General features: G+C 62.5%; 6 protein-coding genes. 1 reads left to right on the top strand and 5 read right to left on the bottom strand.

What is annotated here, in order from left to right:
* Positions 1-99: 99 nt before the first annotated feature.
* Positions 100-1,212: a hypothetical protein gene (locus VNN10_03930; GenBank protein ID HXH21155.1), complete on the bottom strand. Its 1,113-nt coding sequence runs from the start codon at positions 1,210-1,212 to the stop codon at positions 100-102.
* Positions 1,213-1,363: 151 nt separating this feature from the next.
* On the opposite strand from VNN10_03930, the gene VNN10_03925 reads away from it, so the two are divergent.
* On the top strand, positions 1,364-2,479 hold the full coding sequence (locus VNN10_03925) for a hypothetical protein (GenBank protein ID HXH21154.1): 1,116 nt from the start codon (positions 1,364-1,366) through the stop codon (positions 2,477-2,479).
* A gap of 125 nt (positions 2,480-2,604) precedes the next feature.
* Here VNN10_03925 and VNN10_03920 read toward each other — a convergent pair whose 3' ends face one another.
* Genes VNN10_03920 through VNN10_03905 form a run of 4 tightly spaced genes read right to left on the bottom strand, consistent with a single transcriptional unit; the run spans position 2,605 to position 16,074 of the window.
* Positions 2,605-7,683, bottom strand: coding sequence for a DEAD/DEAH box helicase (locus VNN10_03920; protein HXH21153.1), 5,079 nt, complete (start codon positions 7,681-7,683; stop codon positions 2,605-2,607).
* 8 nt (positions 7,684-7,691) lie between these two features.
* Complete coding sequence (locus VNN10_03915) at positions 7,692-9,608, bottom strand: AAA family ATPase (protein HXH21152.1); 1,917 nt, start codon at positions 9,606-9,608, stop codon at positions 7,692-7,694.
* Positions 9,605-13,570 (bottom strand): N-6 DNA methylase, encoded by a 3,966-nt coding sequence (locus VNN10_03910; GenBank protein HXH21151.1) that lies wholly within the window; start codon positions 13,568-13,570, stop codon positions 9,605-9,607. Before VNN10_03910 ends, VNN10_03915 begins: the two co-directional genes overlap by 4 nt.
* Positions 13,570-16,074 (bottom strand): helicase-related protein, encoded by a 2,505-nt coding sequence (locus tag VNN10_03905; protein HXH21150.1) that lies wholly within the window; start codon positions 16,072-16,074, stop codon positions 13,570-13,572. Before VNN10_03905 ends, VNN10_03910 begins: the two co-directional genes overlap by 1 nt.
* Positions 16,075-16,435 lie beyond the last annotated feature (361 nt).

The raw sequence follows: 16,435 nt of genomic DNA, 5'->3' as shown, positions 1-16,435 counted from the left end.
TTCTCCATCGCGCGGCGCCCCCGGCCCGGGGTGGCGGGCGCGGCCGCGGAATTGCTGTGGTGGTCCCGGTATGGCGCGGCGCCTCGCCGCGCCCCTGTGCTACTCGATCAGACTGTATCCGGGGCGGCCGTCTCGCGCCATCTCCCAGGTGATCGGGTCGTGCGACTCGAAGATGCCGTAAGCGACCTCGTCGCCGCAGCGCACCTCACAGTGGTGGTCGGCGGCCCCGGCGATGTGCAGGCGCACCGCGGGGTCGGTGGTGTCGTACGTCTCGCCGGACACCACGTTGTCCCCGACGTACATTCCGTGCCAGATGTCGCCGTTCGGGGTGCCGCCCTCGCGGCCGCCGTACATCCCGCAGCGGAGGTAGGCCGTCTGGAAGCCCAGGCGCCGGAAGTGCAGGTCCCTCTTCTCCCCACCCTGGAGCGTGATGCTGACGGTCCCGCCCGTAAAGATGTGGGTGTCCGGCTCGAAGCTCAGACGCCGCTCCATGGCGACGATCTGTCCCGCTCCGGGCCGCTTGTCGCCGAGGTTGTAAAGGATGCGGTTGAGCCAGACGGACCAGTCGCCGAACTCCACCCATACACCGCCCGTGGCGACGCTCGTGCCGCCGGGGTTGAGCATATGGCCCCGCCCGCCCACGCCGTCGCGGACGCCCCAGTGGTGATCGCGAGAGCCGCAATAGAGGTCCGGCGCAAGCTCGAAGCGCTCGCCCTGCACCGTGACCTCCCCGCTGACGCGGCCGAAGGTCTCGTAGCCGCCCAGGCCCCGGATGGGCTGGAGCACGGCCCGCTTCGTGTCCTGCCAGCGCAGGTCGTAGGAGATGCCGTAGTCGTTCGGGTCCAGCGTCAGGCGCCACTCGCCGAACGCCCGTAGCGGCCTGAAGTCGATTGGCCCCACCCGCATGTCGGCGCGGTTCGCCGTGAGGCGCCTGTGCGCCCGCACCGTCGTGTGCTGGCCGCGCAGGTTCACGATCGAGTACGCCTCCACCGTCCGCAGGTTCGGGTAAAGGCCGAAGCCCGTGACCACGAAGAGGTCGCCGGTGCGGTCCTGCGCCGTGAACCAGTAGCGCTCGTAGGCGCGCGGGTCCGTAGTGCTCTGGAAGCGCATCTCCTGCTCGGACCACTGGTGCACAGGCAACTCGTCGAGCGCCGACATCGGCGCGTGCTCGGCGCTGACCGCCTGCCGCAGGTCGAACACGTCATCGGCCATACCGCCACCTCTCGCTCATCAGTCGGGCGAAGGCGATTCTAGCATTCGGCCTCACCATGCTGGCTCGCCCGCCCGCGGCCGTAACAGATCAGGCCGCCGTCCGGCTGGGTCTAACATCGTGCCCCGCGCTTCCGCGCTAGAATTTGGAGCCATGACGGCGATCTGGCAAAACGACGGCGACGGCTGGAAACTGCTCGCTCCCTCCGGGTTTCCCGATGAGGCAGCGCTCCACACGCTGGTTGAACGCGAACCACAGATGCTGCCTCTGGCCGGCTCCCCTTCCCTCGTAATCGTTGGGAGAGAGGTCCGGCTCGGCACCGGCATCGCCGACTTGATAGCAGTTGATCCCAAGGGCCGCTTGGCGGTCATCGAAGTAAAGCTCTCGCGGAATGCTGAGGCCAGGCGGGCCGTCATCGCCCAGGTACTTGCTTACGCTGCGTACTTGCATGGGTTTTCGGTCAGTGAACTGGAAACCTTGTTGGCCACCCATCTCCAAAGTCGCGGCTACGCCACACTGGCGGACATGGTGGCAGCGAACCATCAGGAAGGGAGCTTCGACGTTGGCGAGTTTAATGACGCACTCGCGGCCAGCCTCATTGAGGGCAGGTTTCGGCTCGTATTCGTGCTTGACTCCGCACCGGAAGAACTCGTCATGCTATCGGGATTTCTAGAGGCCGTCTCCGAGAAGCTTTCCATCGACCTCATCGCCGTGGCGTCGTACCACGTCGGCGGATCGCAGGTAGTAGTGCCGCAGAGGATTGCGCCCGAGCAGCGAGCTAGCATACGCGAACAACGACCGATTCCTCAGCGCGAGCGGGGAGGAGGAATCCTGTCACCTGGCGCGTCAGAGTTTCGACGCAGCATCGACGATGCTCTTCCAGAATTCAAACCAGTCCTGGAAGCTCTCGCGGATTGGGCTGAAGAAATGGAAGCGAGGAACCTCGCGACTCTCGCGAGCTACGTAGGAAGATCCGGGGCCGTTACCCTGCTTCCCCGGCTTCGCCCGGACAATGTTGGTCTGATCACGATTTGGAACGAACGCGGCAGGGCGTTCCTCCAGTACTGGAGGAGCGTCTTCGAACGCCGAGCTCCCACCGCAATCCCTCTCATCGAAAGAGAGATCGCTCCAGCAGAGCTCAAGCAAGGAACATATCTACGTGTCCACTCCCTTGCCGAGAGTCTCCTTGAAACCTTGACCTCCGCCTATGCCGAGGCGAACCAAGTCGGTGCGCCAATCAAACTGACATTGCGAGACTCCGGGGGCTGAAGTCGGCTACTTTGCGGAATCTACCGTATTACCTTGGTTAACCACTTCGGAAGTAAACCACGGCAAGACTCGTATCTTGCCTGTTCGGAGTGCCTGGAGCAGAACAGTGGTCAACGGTGCGCTACTTAAGGCCGGCCAAAAATGTCCGGGTGGTCAGCCACCTGAACATCAAAAGGCGAATCGTAGCGTATTGTGATGACTCGATAGCCGGCGTTCTCGAGCGCCTGCCGCTGCGCCGCATCTCTGACTAACTGTCCCGCACTATCGTGAGCAGGGCCGTCGACGAACACACACGCCCCGGGTGATCCGTGCCTCTCGTAGTAGAAGTCCGGTTGAACGGCAATGTCGGCTGCGGGTCGATTCTCGGCATCGTCGGGGAGCAGGTAGCCCTTCTCGAACAAGAAGTCGAGAAACTTCAACCCTAGACCGGACGCTGGGTCCAGCTTTGCCTTCAGCCATTCGTATTGCTCGGACGGCGACCGTCCCTTTGCGGCCCATTCTGTTTTGGCCGAGGTTAGCCTCAGAAGAAAGTCACGGATCTCGCGGCGGTCGATGAAGCGATGTTCTAACTGGTTTGAGTAGCTCAGCAGACACTCGTAGCAGCCGCTTATGCAGTCGCCCGAGTACGCGGGGTCATCCTCACCGGTCACCGGGTCATAGTGGCAGAGGATAAGTGCTTGCCGGGCAAGTTCAGCGATTCCCGATAGTTGGTCGACGAGCCGTTCCCAGACCCCTGTTCCGCCCTCCGCCGCTTCCCAGAGGAGTAGCCGCTGCTCGCCACCTTTCCCGACCAGCTCCGCTGCGATTTCTTGCTCTTCAACCTGATGGACCACCTCAATCGCGCGCCGAAGCGCGTACATCATGGTCGTGGCAAAGGTGCGGTCGGCGTGAGAAGCGTCGAGGCGGAGCAACAGCAGGTTGCGCTTGTCGGTGACGTAGGTCTTGATTCCTGATAGCGCTTGCGGCGCGTCCGGGTCCCCTTCATCCGGACTTGGATCCTCGGTCTGTCGTTGCCAGCGCCCGGTCTCCGGATCGAGCTTGAATCCAGCACTTGGAGCGCGTCTCCAGCCGTGATTGATTCGCCAGAGTTCCCCTGCCGGCACGAAGAGAAGGTCTAAGAGACGCTCCCCATCCGGTGTGACCACCGTGCCGGGCCGGGGTCGCCAGGGTGGAAAGAATCGATAATGGGTCGTGACAACGTAACCGCGCCGAAGCCTCTCCTCCTCCTCGGACGAGATACGTTCCACCGGTCTTGTGCGCATAGTTGGCTGTGAAAGCAGCGTGCTACTCAAGTCTGAGCTCGCCGCATCCATCCGCGTAGAGCAGTGTTCGCAGAGATCTGAGGTGGAGGCGTCGTCAGCATGGACGTAGCCGCAGTTCTTGCACCACCTGGCGCGCCGGAACCGACTCCCCAGGCCACTTTGCGGAACTACGGCGCCATCGATGCGGTACTTTCGTCCTTCGTGGTAGAGGAGACTGTGAGGCGCTAGCTCGGCGAGCCCAATGAAGCGAGGCCTGTCGATGGCTTCGGCCTCGTCTCCGCGTCCGACGAGAGCGCGCACGGGAAGACGCGGGAAGTTATAGCCGGGTAGGAATCCTTCGGCTGCCAGATAACGGTAAGGGTAATAGTCCGTCTCGGTCTGACCGGCCTGATTCAGAAGAAGTGCAATCTCGCGTTTGGCTTCGCGCTCGCGCTGCTCGGCTTGCTCCCGTTCCTGACGGCTTGACATGGGAGAGTCAGTGATGGCTCTTGCCGCGTCGCGCATGCGGACGGCTGCACCATACTCCTCTCGCCAACGTTCGAACGCCCTGTCGAACTCAGTCGGAGCGTTGCCGACCATCTCCAACAACCAATTTTCGGAGTACCACCAACCGCTCTCAATGATTTCGGGAGCTCGTCTCAGGACCTCACGGCAGGCCTCGAGCGCAGGTTGCTCGTACCTGTCCCGGTCGTATATGACATCGCGCACTTCCTGCCGTAGCGGGTAGCCAATAACGTCCGCATCCAGGATCTCGGAAATGCTGTTGCCTAGACGGAGGCCCACGATTGAAAGCCACGTTGCGTGCAGGTGGGCCTCGACGAGCTCCTTATTGCGGAGGTCCATACGAGCCGGTGTGACTGCGCTGGCGATCATCCGGTCGCGTTTGCGGAAGAAGTACTGGTCGTGCACATTCCCCTGAGCAGCGAACGTGACAACGAGAGCGGGGCGGCCGCCACGGCCAGCACGCCCACTTCTCTGGGCGTAGTTCGCAGGCGTGGGCGGGACGTTCCTCAGGTGCACGGCGCGAAGGTCCCGAATGTCGACACCTAACTCCATAGTCGGGGAGCAGAAAAGGGCCGGTAGCCGGCCGTCCGTAAAGTCACGCTCCCGCTCCTGGCGCAGGTCGATTCTGACCTGGCCGGTGTGCTCATGGCCAAAGATCCCGCGCAGGGCTGCCGCACCCTGGCCGTAAAGGTGCGCGAAGTACTGATTCGGCTTGCCGTCTCCGAAGTCGCGTCGACGATGCAGGTCCCGGCTTCTCACCGGGTCCGGCGGCGGCACTCTGCCGTCACCCGGCAGCCAGATCAGCGCACTCTCGCGGATCCTCACGCCACGGTCTTCGCCACTGCGGGAAATGACCGTCAGGATGTGCCCGTTCAAGGCCCGGACGATGGCACGAATGAGGTCTTCAACAGAGTCGCCATCCAGGTCCCGCGTGGTTCCCCAGGTCCGCTGCGATCGCAAGTAGCGCGCAAGGTTAGAGCGGCGGCCCAGGCGCAAGACCCGCTGGCGGCTCTCGCGAGCGTCTGGGAGGACGCCCGGCAACAGGGCGATGGACTGGGTCTCGAGGATGTCACGCTCGTCCAGGGCCCAGGAGTCATGCAGGTCAGACGTGACACTCCTCAAGGCGCGGGTTTCGTCCTCTGTGAGCGCCTTAGCATCGATTGCCAGCTGGAACCGGATGTGGTCCAGGAACGTCCGCAGCGCTTCTTCACGCCGCTGAGGAGGTGCTTCGCCGATTCCTGGCAGGCCCGCCCAGAGGCGGTCATCGGCCGCGAGCGCCGCAAGGCCGTCATAGTCGATGCGGAGTAAGCCAGCCTGTTCAAGGTTTGGCTGGGCTACACGCCAGTCTCGCGCCAGGTCTTCGAAGGCTCGATAAGCCAGGAGCCGTTCCATCGCGCGCCGGCCGCGCTCGTAACCCGGACTGCCCTCCTCGACAGGCGTCTTGAGGAAGTCCGCTGGCTTGAGCGCCATCTCCTTGAAGAGGCGCTCGCCCAGGAGCTCGTGCGTCAGCCTTCCGTGACGCCTTACCGCGCTCACGAGGGCAGCCCGCAGCTGGGCGATCTGGACGAAGTCATTGAGGTGCCCGGCCTGTAAGGAAGCGTCCTGACGGTTGTCCGTGAAGCTCAGGATCTTGCACGCTTCGTCCTCGACTTCGCCGCGCATTCCCGTGACGGCCGCATTCACGATCACGCTCGTAGCCGTGGACCGCCCCGTCTGGCTGAGCGATGACAGTTTTCGGAAGTCAGTGCCGCGCTTGTCGTAGGTAGCCCGGCAGCGCAGACATAGGAGGAACGGGCGTGGCATGAACCAGCCTGCCACTCCCTCTCCGGCAGAGCGCAGTTCGCCGTCGGCTTTGGCGGTGTAGCCGCGCGGCCGGAATTCCTGATAGGCAGGCTTTACGCGCGTGCCGCTGCGGAGTTCCTCCAGCCAGTGCTCTGGCAGCTCGTTGATGTCGTCGACCCAGAGGTCGCCATCATCGACGGCGAAGAACCCGCTCTCACCATCCGTCTCTTCATCGGATGCGCCGACGATCGGCGGGCGCGGGATAAGCCGTTCTTTGCCCAGCTCCACCAACTTCGAGACCAGGTAATACTCCTGCCCGCACTCGCGGCAGAAGGCGAGCGGGTACAGGACGCGTCCCTCGTCGAAGAGGTACTTGCCCTCCATCGTGAGTTCCCGTTCCTGTGGCGCCTGCAGGGTCGCCCAGACGCTATCGCCGGACGAGAGGAACTGGTGCAGCCGGAAGGCGAAGAGCGGCTCACCGGAAGGGAGACGCGACGTGTCGGCGTTGCCGGCGTCGAGCACGGCGCGCAGGCGCTCCCTGCACAGCTCCGGCGGCAGGCCCGACTGCTCTGCGAGCCGGCCCACGGCGCCCTCGAAGGTCTCGGGAGGACGCCGGACCAGGCGGCCGTCCTCCTCCTGAATGCCGAAAGCGTGCTCGACCCAGGCAGCCAGTGGGTGCGCCCGCACCGCATCCAGCGTCGGCGCCGGAGGCGGCGCCTCGACCGCGCGGCGCAGCTCATCGCGGGTCCGCGGTACCGGCGAGGCCGTAAGACGCTGCAATGTCTCGTCGATGACGTTTGTCGGAGGCACCTGCACGCCGAAGACACGAGTCGCCGATTCGGCGACCGCCTTTTGCCGTTCCGCGCGTGAGCCTTCGGACGCCAGCGTGGCGCTGGTGCCGACGAACTGCAGGTCCTTGCCGGCGCGCTGGGCGAGGCGGCGCAGGAGCATGGCCACGTCCGCGCCCTGGCGGCCGCGATAGAAGTGCAGCTCGTCCATGACGAGGAAGCGCAGGTCCTCGGTCGCTGTCCTGAGCAGGTTGCGCTCGAAGGGGCGGGTGAGGATGTACTCCAGCATCATGTAGTTCGTGAGAAGGATGTGCGGCGGGTCGTCCAGGATGCGTGGACGGTCCTCGTTCTTCGTCTGGCCGGTGTACTGATCGAAGCGGACGTCTCTAATCCCGCTCTTCGCCGCGTACTGACGCAGGGCCTCGAGCTGGCTGTTGATCAGCGCGTTCATCGGGTAGACGACGATAGCTCGCACCGAGTGCCGTTCGGGCCGCGCGCGCACTATTGCGTCGTAGACCGGCACCAGGTACGTCAGGCTCTTCCCGGAGCCCGTGCCCGTCGTCACCACGTAGGGCTCCCCACGCTGCGCTATCTCCAGGGCCTCGCGCTGGTGGCGGTGGAGCCGGATGTCCGGCCCGAAGAAGCGGGCCGTCGTCTCCTCGATGACGCCTTGCCGCGCCAGCTCGCCCAGCGTGTCAGTCGCCTCGTAGGCCGGGTTCAGCTGCAGATAGGCCTCCGGCCAGAGGTGGCCTTCCGCCAGCTTCTGCCGCACGAATTCGTCTATCCGCTTGTCGTACACGCGGACGAAGCTCTCGACGTACGAGCGGTACTCGTTAACGACGGCGTCGCGCAGCTTGAAGACGTCCATGCAGCGTTTCAGTCCTTGGGTAGTGTGGCGTTGATCGACTGAAAGAGGCGCTCGAAACGTTCAAATGTCTCAGGGCTGAGTTGGGGTAAGAGCTCGTCCCGGCGTCGTAGCAGTACGTCAGCAGGGCGACCGTGATCAAATCGCTCTACGCCTTGATGGCGCGCTAACCGGTTCACGACGGGATCCGTGCCCGCTAAGTCTGCTTCTGAGACTGATCCTCCGAAGGCTTTGTTGTATAGGTGTAGGTAGTCAGCCACAGTGAACAGGTCCTCAATGTCGGCGAGTCTTCGACTAAGCACCTGTCCAACCGTAATAATCCTCTGCTGATTTAGGAACCCATCGGCTGCTAGCTGCGACAGCCGTTGATGGCCGGCTCGTCGCGAGTCAATCAGGACGGTGACCTCCAAGTGGTGACCAAGTAGAGCAACGAACGTTGGAATCATATCGGCGCTGCCGACAGGAATTATCGACCAACGCTCGTCCAATCCGGTACGACCGGCCTGCTTCAGGTGGTCGGAAATCACCGTTAAGTAGGTATAGTCGGCTGTCCCTTCGACAAGCAGGTTATGAGGTGCAATGAACAAGTGCTGAACGAGGTCATAGCCTAAGGCCCCTTGGAGCGGGAACAGCGTGTCCTGGTCGCTTGTCAGGACATTCTGTGTTACCTCCGCACCTTTCTCCGGACCGTGGTCCTCGACTATTCGAACCCTCTCAAGCCTGCCCGGCTGAATCATGAAAGGGGAGTGCGTTGTGTATAGGACTTGGTGCTTTGTTGCCAAGCGCTCCTCGATGAAGCGAAGGAAGTCTGCCTGCGCGCGGCCATGCAGCCCAAGTGCAGGCTCGTCAAGAAGGATGATGACTGGGGTGTCTTTGTACTCGTATTCCGAGAACGCAGCGAGGAAGGAAAAGAACCATTGGAATCCGGTTGAGTGCTGGTCAAAGGGCAGCGAAAGGGAGTGGCGATCATCCCAGACACGGATCTTCAATTCATCTAAGACGGCGCGCTCCCCCTGTGAATTGGTTTCGGCCACTTGCGTTATATCCGGCTGAACGCGCAGCTCAGGATTCTGGGTCCAATATTTGCGTACGTCTTGAGTGATGCTGTTGGCAACATTTTCGAGCTCGCGCTTACGGCGTTCGTAATCCGGATTGAGGAGAAACTGGTCCTCCGCAGCAGCAAGCTTAAGCAGAGAGCGCGCAGTTAGTTCACTGTCATCTAGAGTGCGCGGATCTTCCTTCAGCACTCGAGCAATCTTTACCGAATAGGGCAAGTTGCTGTACTGGTGATAGTAGAAGAATTCTGGGAGTAGTTCTTCCACGGCGTCCCAGATTACGTCCACTGGTGTCCTGTTGCGCAGTACTTCGCTCAGCCGCTTCTCCAAAGCTTGAGCCGCTTCGCCGGACCCAGACGCCGAGTCCTCGGCTTGAACTGACTGAATGAATTCCTTTAGCCCGTCGATGGTCTCCAGGGGCTTGCCTGCATTCCTGATTTTGGTTGGAATATCCGTCGTGTCGAGTATGTGACGAACGACAGCCTTTTCATTGACATCGAGGTCATGGACGAGCAGACCATCGTACTGGCGTTCAAGAACCAGCGCTTTCTGTTTCAAGACACCGGGCCCGAACTGCTGTTCCAGGGCCACGCGGTCGCTAGTCTCAAACTCAAAGACCCCTTTGACCGGCAGCACTTCTTCCACTTTGACGCCCTGGAGTCTGTCCCGTTTCTCTAGCCACGCTGGGTAATCGTCAGGGGCGGAGAATTTAACGTTGGGCCTGGCGGGGTTTAGCCGGTACAAGGCGTGAAGGAATGCCGACTTGCCCGATTCGTTCTTGCCCACGAGGCACGTAATGTCCGGCTGAACGGCGACAGGAGTTGAATCGATGAAGTTCCGGAAGCGTTGAACTTGAACTTCGACCAGCTTCACGCTCTGCCTCCAACGGCTGTATGGGCAACCCGCGGGTCTGCCGGCGGCGGATCGAGCCATGTCTGATACGGGCGGCCGGTCTTCACTGCCTCGGCCATCTGGTCGTACATCTCCAGGATGACGCGCTTCGTTCGGAACTCGCCGAACTGCTTCTCGTCTTCGCGACGGACGATTGGGAACGTCTCCATGATGTAGTCAACATCCGCGCGCTCGATGCCGTAGAGGTGGAAGAAGGCTGCGTCCAGCTCACAGCGCAGGAGGAACCGACGTTCTTCGTCCCAAAGGAACGGCGGACCGGGAAACCCGAGGTCGCGTGCTAACGATGTCAGGTCAAAGGCTGTGTACGTCAGCTCCAACACCCTAGTACAGCACCATACATCGATGGACTCACCATTGCCCCAAGGAGAAGCCTCGGAGAAACGTGCTGGACTTGGTACTGGAATTTCTTCCAGTAGATTCTTGCCAATTGTGAAACCTATAAGCCGACTTCGGATTAAAAAGTCGAAAGAAAATGATTGACTAACGGCTGCAGCTCTTAGGACTGGAGCGATGTCGGAACCAGATGTTGGCAGTAATACAGGCGCCAGGTCTACGGATGCTGTCAGCGGAATAAAGGCAGCCGAGAAAGTGCGCTTGTTATCACGATTAGACTTTCTCCCATGAACAAGAATCCAATCGTGGCTCCATCCCTTCACGTTCAGCTTGTTCTTTACGACAGCTTTTGGTACCCAGTAGCGCGGCTCAATGGAACGATTCGGGTCCTCTTTGTCAGCTATCGTTAGTTCATATGTTGCTGGAGTCTTGCCATACCGCCGCTCTACGGGAATGCCCTCAAAACTTCTTAAACGATGGTCCAGGATTCCGAAGAGTTTGCCCTCGTAGACCGCGACTACAGCTTCCCCAAACCTATTTGTGCCTTCAAGGGGATTGTTCCCCTCCCCAGGGACGTAGTCAGGAAGAGTGCATCCGCCCTTTGCAGAACTCGCGGCCCCACTGTCAAACATAATGTAACTGTCGAGCTGTGTTTCAGGGCCGAGGAATGAGCTGCCCTTGGCGGATTGAGCAACAGCTCTCAGAATACGCAACAAAGTCGAATCACTAATTGTGGGCAACCGACATGATCCATTGGTGAGCATCCTCAAGTCTGTTCCCGACAGTTCGAAAATTGAGCCGGAGTCCTGCAACTCCGTCGTGGCCCTAGCGAGGAACCTGAATTTGCTCCGAGTCACCGTGCCTGGAGGCGCTAAGGTAACTAACGCGAATCGCTCCTGCCGGTGAACAGCCGGAAAGAGCTCTTGCTCATTGATAAAGTCATAGAATGAGTAAAGCCGCCCTTCCTCGACCAAGTGCTCGAATAAGCGTTGATATTCCAGGTCCGTACCGATCACACTCTTGACGATGATCCCTGACCGGCCGGTTTTGGAGATGGCTGCGGAGAACAACTCTAGGAACAACGGCATCGTGTTCGTCTTGCCTGAGGCGCCATAGGGGAATCGGTCGCTCTCCCCTACAAACAGCTGCTGGCCTTCAATAGACCGAACATGCGCGTCCCACATTCGTGCAAACGGATCCCTCGCCTCTCGGAGAGACTGAATGGTTTGCTCCCGAAGGGATGCGGATGGCGCGCTAACGATGCTCGGATGGATTCCAGCAAAGAACTCGACAGGATCAGCGCGGATATTTTCCCATGGTGGGTTTCCAAGGACCACCTCGAATCCGCGGTCCGCGAATACATCCGGGAATTCCAGTGGCCAGTGGAAGTATGGATGGACGGCCGACTCAGCCATCGCCTTTGCCTGAGCGTAAGCATGTGTGGTTCCACCAGCCATAGCCTCCCAGACCAAGGCCGTGGTCGGGACGGTCTGCTGGGCTAGCTCTGGTTGCGGCTCAAGCGGCGCGAAGAAGGCGTAGGTCCAGAGGTCGCAGGCGACCTTGAGGCGCCACCACTGGCTGCCGCCGGCGCGCAGCCTGGCGTAGAGCTCCTGCTTCGCCCTCACGTCCGGAGGGGAGTCGTCTTCCAGTTCGCCAAGCGCCGCGAAGTCGGGCGCAAGGCTCCTCTCCAGGGCCTCCGGGTCGAACGCTGCCAGCCGTAGCTGGCCCGCGCGCTGCTTCTTGTTGAGGTCGCGCCAGTAGCGCGCCGCGGCCTTGTCGTCGCCGGTCACGGGCTTGTAGGCGTCGTCCGGGATGCCGTCCTCGAGGACGGCCAGGTCGAAGACGCCGACGAGGCTGTCGCCGAGCTTGATGTGGTGGTCGAGGAAGCCCAGCGGCAGGCCGGCGTTGTGCCCCTCGATCCACAGGGCCACCTTGCAGAGGTCGACCGCGAGCGGGTTCTTGTCGACGGCGTAAATGCAATTGCGGATCACGTCGCGCAGGGCGCGGCGGTAGTCCTCCACGGACGGCTCCGCCTCGTCCGTCCGGACGCGCGCCAGCTCTCGCGCCATGCGCCGCGCCGCGGCGAGCAGGAAGTGCCCGGAGCCGGCGGCGGGGTCGATCACGCGCATCGAGAGGATAGCGGCGGCCTTCTCGTCGCGCGTCTTCGCGGCGGCTACGCGCTCTTCGAGCACAGGCACCAGCGCGCTCTGCACCAGCTCCTGCACCAGCGAGCTGGGCATGTAGTAGCTGCCGGTGGACTTGCGTTCGTTGCCGCTCAGGAATGAGAAGCTCTGCCCTTCCACGTCGACAACGGGGTGATACTCGAGCAGGCTCTCATAGACGGAACCGAACTCCTCGACGTCGATGTCGCGGAAGTTGACGCGCCGCCGCGGCCCCTTCTCCTGCCGGTAGGTGGAGAGCTCGCGCACGGCGCGCAGCAGGTCGGCGTTGAGGCAACGGCACGCTTCCAGGTCGGCGCAGGCGTCCTCGCCGAAGAGCTCGCCGTCGAGCGCCCGCAGCCCGAGCTTGCGCGCCAGCGCGTCCTCGCGGAACAGGGCGAAGGTGGACTTGACGCCCTCCCAGAGGTCGTAATGGCGGTCTTCGGCGTAATAGCGCTCGGCGCGCTCGCGCAGGCGGGAGATGCTGTAGTAGCGGTCGTAGATGAGGTGGCCGGAGCTTCCAGCCTCTTCTTCGGGAAACACCAGCCCGCGCTCCTCCGTGACCATGAGGAAGAGGAACCGATACACGAGGCGCAGGAGCTGCCGGTAGTACTGCCCGGCGCTGAGCCGTCCCGAGCGGAACGCCTCGCGCAGGCGCTCGTTGTCGTCATGCTTCAGGAAAGCATTGCCCAGGACTTCGAGCGCGGCCGAAACGCCATCGCGCATGCCCTCGCGCACGCGGCCGCCGAGGTCGTTGCCCTGCTGGTAGTAGGTCTCCAGCCAGCACTTCGCCGGGTCTGAGCCCGGCAGGGGGAACCGCGTCGCGTGCAGGAGCCTGTACAGCAGGGCGAACTCGCTGTACTTGTCGGACTCGATCATGCCTTCGAGGTCGAACTCGACATACGAAGGCTTGGCCATGCGCTCCGTGTCACGCAGGAGCCGGAGCTTGCGGCCGTTGGTAACCAGGCCCCAGAGGGCGTCCGTGCGGTTCAGATACTCCTGGACGAGCGCGTTGGGACTGCGTCTCCCTCCAGCGTCGCTCTTGTCGAGCTCCTGGTCGAAGGAGACGATGTGCACCGGCGTGCCCGGCTCTTTCCCGTGGAGGTGCGAGATCGTGTAGGTCGAGTTGCCCGCGCTCAGCGCCGCCGGCTGGTATTCGAGGTCGAACCCCAGCCGTTCCAGTAGCGGGAGCATCCAGGCCTCGCGCGTGAGGCTCGTGACCGAACCGCTGCGCCGGGCGAGCCGCCGCTGGAAGGCGTCCCAGTAAGAGCGGGCATCAGCGAACGCGGCCTGCAGCTCCTCCAGCAGTCGCGCCGCCTCGAGCCGGAAATCGGCCGGCCTCTGTCCGTCAGCCGTCCCGGCAGCAACGGCGTCGAGGATGTCGGCTGGGAAGAGCCCGCCTTCGACGTTGACGGTTGCCCATCGCGTCATCAGCGCAACCCCGCCGGCACTAGGACATAGACTCCGAGGACGTCGGGCTCGCGCACCTCGACGCGCATGGGCGCGCCGCCGACGAAGGAGCGCAACCGGGCATGGGCTTCCTTCAGGCGCGCCACCCGTTCGGCCGCGATCTCGTCCCACCAGCCAGGCGTCGACTGCAGCATGCCAAGCGCCCATTCCACCTGCCGTCTGCGCTCCTCGGGGGAGATATTCGCCGCCGGCGCTGCTTGCAGGAGCCTCGTGCTCTCCTCCTGGTAAGGCTTCAGCCATTCCAGGCCGACCTGAGCAGACTGAAAGGCCGCCGTCAGGACCTCCTCGGCAAATTGGTTGCCTTCTGCCTGCATCGAGTATCTGAAGCGCAGCAGCAAGACCGCCGTGCGGCCGCGCACAGAGTTGGTGAAGATGGCTCCGCTGCGGGAGAACCATTCGGAGTCTCCGCTGAGCGCTCGTGCCAGCACCGAATCGGCGAGCGCGGCGACTACCGGATGATTGCGGCCGACGTGCACCACGTTCTTCTCCGTCGTCTGTTCGAAGACAACGCGTAGGGGAAAGCGCTCCAGGGTAGTCCTGCGCTGGACGACTGGCCGGAGGTCGCCGGGATCGAGTTCGAACACGCCCGGAGTCTTGGTCTCCCTCAGGTAGCCGTTGAACCGCTGCAGCCCGTTGGCGAGGAAGCTCCGGAGCTCCTCTTTCGAGCCAAGCGCAGGCTCCACCTCACGAAGCTCCTGGGCTACTTCCTCCGGCTGAATCCCCGCCTGGTCAAAGACGTTTCGGATTTCGGCCTCACGGTCCTTTGCCTTGTCCCAGGCCTGATGGAGCTGGCTCACGCGCTGGTCATCGAAGGGTAGGGCCATCTGCCCGGGCGCCGTGCCGCGACCCTGCAGGAGGACGCTGTCGACGAGCGCCTGTATCACCTGCTCGGAATCCACCGGCACGGGCACCGCAACGCCCAAGCTGGCGCGGATCTCGCGGGCCTTTCGGATCAAGACTCTGAGGACAATGAGGTCCATCTGATTGTCTCGGCCGTAGAGCAGCACCGTGCGTACCGTCTTGCTCGGCTGGCCGAAGCGGTCAACCCGGCCCTCCCGCTGCTCGAGGCGGTTCGGGTTCCAGGGCAGGTCGTAATGAAGCACGGCGTTGAAGTGCTCCTGGAGGTTGATCCCTTCACTCAGGCAGTCCGTGGCCACGAGCACGCGGACCTCGTGGTTCTTCACGAGGTCGTCGATCTTCTCCCGGCGCTTCTCATCACCGTCGTTTCCAGTGACGGAAATCACTCGTAGCCCCGGCACGCGGCGCCCCAGCTCACGCTGAAGCTCCTCCGCCACGTAGTCCGCGGTAGCGATGAAGCGACAGTAGACGATTGGCGAGAAGCCATCGTTGAGGAGACTCTCGACCAGGCTGGAGCAGCGCTCCAGCTTGGCGTCGTAGGCCATTCCCGAGAGCTGCCTGGCCTCCCGGAGGAAGCTGTCCAGTTTCTGGATTTCCGCGTCCGATAGGTCGGCGCCCTCCGCCGCAGGCGTGTAATCGGGTGCCTCTTCGTCGCCCTCCAGGTCGAGGACTTGAGGTCGCAACGATGTGTCCACGTCGTCCGGGGTCTCGGGCTGTTCCATTGCCTTCTCCCGGCGGCGCTGCTTACGGTTCTCCAGCATCGCCTCAGCGGCCTTGGGGCTGGACAGAATGCAGCGCAGGATCGCGATTGCAGCCCAGTAGCGCACGCGCTGCTGAGGCCGTCCCAGTGAGCCGTCACTGACAGACTCGCGGCAGTATGCGGCCACGGCATCGAATAGGCGCTGGTACCGTGCCGACATCGCGTAGTCGGCCTCGACGGGGTCGCGGTCGGGAAATGCAGTCGAGGCGCCCATCCACCGCTCGATGCTCTTGCGGCGGCGCTGGACGACATGAGGAAGGAGTCTCTTGGTGTCCAACGGCCTGTCTGCCGGCACGTCGAACGACTCATCAAGATGCCCAAGGAGTGACCGAAAGCCTTCTTCGATACCACTGTGCGGCGTGGCGGTTGCCAGAATGAGGTGCCGATTGGCTAATCGCGCCACGTCTCGGACGCACTCGTATCGCTGATGCTGGCCAGGGTCCGCGCCGCTAGGCCGCGATGCGCCATGCGCCTCGTCAACGATGATCAGGTCGGGCGCGTTGGACAGGAAGGCGTCGCGATAACGGCCAGCCTTCAAGTAATCGATGCTGCAGACGAAGTGGCGGTAGTACTGGAAGACGCCAATGTCACCGCGGGGCAAACTGCGCTCCAGTCCTCCCATGCGCGACGGCTGAACAACCACAGCTTCGAGGCCAAACTTTTCCCGCAGCTCCTGCTCCCACTGGTCGCAAAGGTGAGGGGGGCATAGCACGGCAATGCGTCGGATCTCTCCCCTGTCCAAGAGCTCCCGGGCGATCAGACCGGCCTCGATCGTCTTACCGACGCCAACGTCGTCGGCGATGAGGAGACGGACTCGCTTCTGTTTGAGAGCCAGAAGGAGGGGCACAAACTGGTAGGGGCGAGGCTCGACCGAGATCCGTCCCAGAGAACGGAACGGGCCAGCGCCAGACCGTAGGCTGAAGCGAGCTGCATCTCGAAGTAGGAGCGCGCCAGCGAAGTCTCTGGAGCGCGCGGCATCTGGCAGAGGATACGTAGCTTCGGCAACGACACTGTCGCCTTCCAAGGGAAGGTAAAGACCGACTGCATCAGCGTCGCCTTCATCGACGGGTCTGAGCAGGCAGACATCGTCCTCCTCAGACGGGAGCACGACCCAGTCCCTACCCCGAGACCTGACAAGGGACCCAACCGGGAAACGGTTGGTCTGATACGCGTTTGACGCCACTGGCCGAATTATAAATACCAGCGAA

It is taken from the genome of Dehalococcoidia bacterium, assembly GCA_035574915.1.
Lineage (GTDB): Bacteria > Chloroflexota > Dehalococcoidia > DSTF01 > WHTK01 > DATLYJ01.
Note: the sequence above shows the minus strand (reverse complement) of the source record. Positions and strands in the feature narration are given on the sequence as shown.